A 2,599-nucleotide genomic window follows, 5' to 3' on the forward strand; every position below is an offset into this window, starting at 1 on the left:
AGTCATCCTTGGTGATGGCAAGCAGCACCTGATCGGAGCCGGCGGCGTCGTTGGCGCGGCGGGCAATGGTAACGATGCCGTCGGCCTGCGCGCCATAGGAAATCACCGTTGCGTTGCGAACCAGGGAGATTTCGGCGCCGTCGTGCTCGACCGCGGCGGCTGAAAAACGAATGTTGCCACCGTTCTGGCCCTCGGTGGTCGAGGATGCCAGCAGCATCTGCTCGGTCGCGACCCGGCGCATCAGAGCTTCATGATAGGCGCTGCCCGCGCCGTGCCTGACGAGGCAGGCAACCTTGGTCTGGTGCATCGCGAAGATCATCGCGGTGGAGGAACAGGCGCGGCCAAGCGAGTAACACATGTCGGTGATGTCGAAGATCGATGCGCCGTCGCCGCCGAAGGCTTTCGGGATTTGAACGCCGAGCAGGCGTTGCTCACGCGCCGTATCGATGGCCTTCAGGGGAAAGCGCGCGCCACGGTCGACGGCTTCGGCTTCAGCGGCTGCGGCCGCTACAACGGCAGCGGTTCGCGGCGGAAAGGAGCTGCGGTCGGGGATGAAATGGGCGCTGGTCTCTTCCGGGCTCGCGTCACGAAAATTGGCTTGCTGAACGTTCATGGCAAATGTGCCTCGATGGTTTGTCGATGCGAAGCAATCGGCGCGGACAACTTCCGATCGAGTTCTACGCTTAAGGATTTAATTCAAATGCGTCGATGAAATTCGAGGTAAACGGCCGTCGTTTCAGTGATGTGAGTTAATCCATCGTTGCTCCGATCCTCGGTTTTTTAACGACTGCCGTTAGCGTTAAGAACGGAACCAGCATTTGGCTCAAACGGGATTCACTGTTCTTAAGACGGTCGCGGAACTATAGTCACGCGCATCATGGCTCGCCTTCCGGCAAGCGATGTTGGAATCGACATGACAAAGTGAGAAATCGAACATGCAGGCCGTTAGCAATGTCCAGAGCAGGCTGCTCGCTCTCGTCAAATCCATCCTCGACCAGAACGCGATTGCCGCCGATCTCAAGCCGGCAACCCTGCTGGTGGATGTCGGTCTGACGTCGATGGACATGGTCAATCTGATGCTCGCCGTCGAGGCCGAGTTCGATTTCACCATCGCGCAGTCCGAGATCACGCCGGAGAATTTTCAGTCGGTTGAAACGTTGACCCGGCTGGTTGTCGGTCAGCTGGCAAGCGCGACGGCGGCTTGATTGGCGTCATTCGCCATCGCGCGATCCGAAGCCAACCCGCGCTGATCCATTCAGCGCGTCAAGATGGCGATTGATAGTCCATGCGCCGGACGTTCAGGCGCCGGACTTCGAGCTCTGCAACGCGAAGGCGCCGCTCCCGGCCAATACCAGCGATGCCTGGGCCACCAGCCACAACATCGGATATTCCCAGCCGCCGCCGGGCTTTGAGTAGCCCCAGCCGACCGGCCATTTGATCCAGACAACCACGGCCAGGAATATCAGCAGGAATGCCGCCCATTGACGGGTGTACCAGCCGAGCAGGATGGCGAGGCCGCCGATCACTTCCAGGCCGAACGTGGGCCAGGCGAGCAGGGGGGTAATGCCGTTCTTTGCGAGCAGCGCCTCGTGGGTGTACATGCCGCGTTCGATTTTGAGGAAGGCGTGAACGAGCCAGTCGAAACCGAGCGAAATCCGCAACAGAAAAAGTCCGTAAGGCGCGTAATCGCGATCGACCGTGGCGTTGCTGAACATCGCGGCAACGATGCCCGGCAGATTGGTTCGGCTCTCTCTGGCTTGGTCGATGCTCATCCCGCGTTTCCCGTTTCTTGGCGTTCACTGCCTGAAGCGCGCCCGAGCATAACCGAGAAGCGCAAACTTTGCACAGTGGCGTGGCTGGTTTTCCGCAACCCGGCCCCCTACACTCTCGGCAACAACAATAATCCAGGTCCGGGGAGAGACGCTGATGTCGCGCCGTTCGGTGATAGCGAGCCTCGTTTGTCTTGGTATCGTATGCGTGATGGCCGCGGGCCCGTCGGCCGCGCAGCAGGCCGGACCTGCGCTCGGTGGAACGGTGACGGCCGGGCCGGAGGCGATGGAAGGCGTCCTTGTCAGTGCCCGGAAAAGCGGATCGACAATCACGATAACGGTCGTCAGTGGCAAGGGCGGCCGCTACAGCTTCCCGGCTGCGAAACTGGAGTCCGGCGCGTATTCCTTGCGGATCCGCGCGGTGGGCTATGACCTCGAGGGGCCGACCCAGGTTTCTGTCGTGCCGGACCAGACAACGACAGCCGATCTCTGTTGCCGCGCAGCACCAACATCCGGCGTGTCTTCGTCGACAACTCCACCACGCCGGTCAGCTTCTGGGCCGGCAACAATCACGGCGCGTCGATCGTGAAGGTCGAACCGCTGGAGTAAGGCGTGCTACTCCGAATTTCAAACAGCCACGGCTTCGCGATCTCGCGCGCTCATCCGCGAGTTTGGGTCGAAACATCCTTTGTCCCTCGGAATTAGGGCGCAGGGAATGCCGGGCGCTCGCTGCGCCCGAAGCCTCGCGTGCGAAAAATAAAAAGCACGGCGAGTTAGTCACCACGGTCACACCGGTTTCACCCGGCATTCCCCGCGCGAATGGTTTTAAC

General features: G+C 60.7%; 4 protein-coding genes. 2 read left to right on the top strand and 2 right to left on the bottom strand.

Features of this window, described 5'->3' with window-relative positions:
- A partial coding sequence (locus tag WB528_RS07985) for an acyl-CoA dehydrogenase family protein (protein ID WP_423887874.1) occupies positions 1-613 on the bottom strand: 613 nt, incomplete at its 3' end.
- Between the two features lie 322 nt (positions 614-935).
- On the opposite strand from WB528_RS07985, the gene WB528_RS07990 reads away from it, so the two are divergent.
- A complete protein-coding gene (locus WB528_RS07990) occupies positions 936-1,205 on the top strand; it encodes a phosphopantetheine-binding protein (RefSeq protein ID WP_423887875.1) in 270 nt (89 codons plus the stop codon).
- A gap of 93 nt (positions 1,206-1,298) precedes the next feature.
- On the opposite strand, the gene WB528_RS07995 is transcribed toward WB528_RS07990, so the two are convergent.
- Positions 1,299-1,772, bottom strand: coding sequence for a DoxX family protein (locus tag WB528_RS07995; RefSeq protein WP_423887876.1), 474 nt, complete (start codon positions 1,770-1,772; stop codon positions 1,299-1,301).
- Between the two features lie 154 nt (positions 1,773-1,926).
- Here WB528_RS07995 and WB528_RS08000 point away from each other — a divergent pair, with 154 nt between their 5' ends.
- The gene (locus WB528_RS08000; RefSeq protein ID WP_423887877.1) at positions 1,927-2,358 is read left to right on the top strand and encodes a carboxypeptidase-like regulatory domain-containing protein; all 432 of its coding nucleotides are present in this window, start codon (positions 1,927-1,929) and stop codon (positions 2,356-2,358) included.
- Positions 2,359-2,599: the final 241 nt, after the last annotated feature.

It is taken from the genome of Bradyrhizobium sp. (assembly GCF_049586575.1).
In the GTDB taxonomy this organism is placed as follows: domain Bacteria; phylum Pseudomonadota; class Alphaproteobacteria; order Rhizobiales; family Xanthobacteraceae; genus Bradyrhizobium.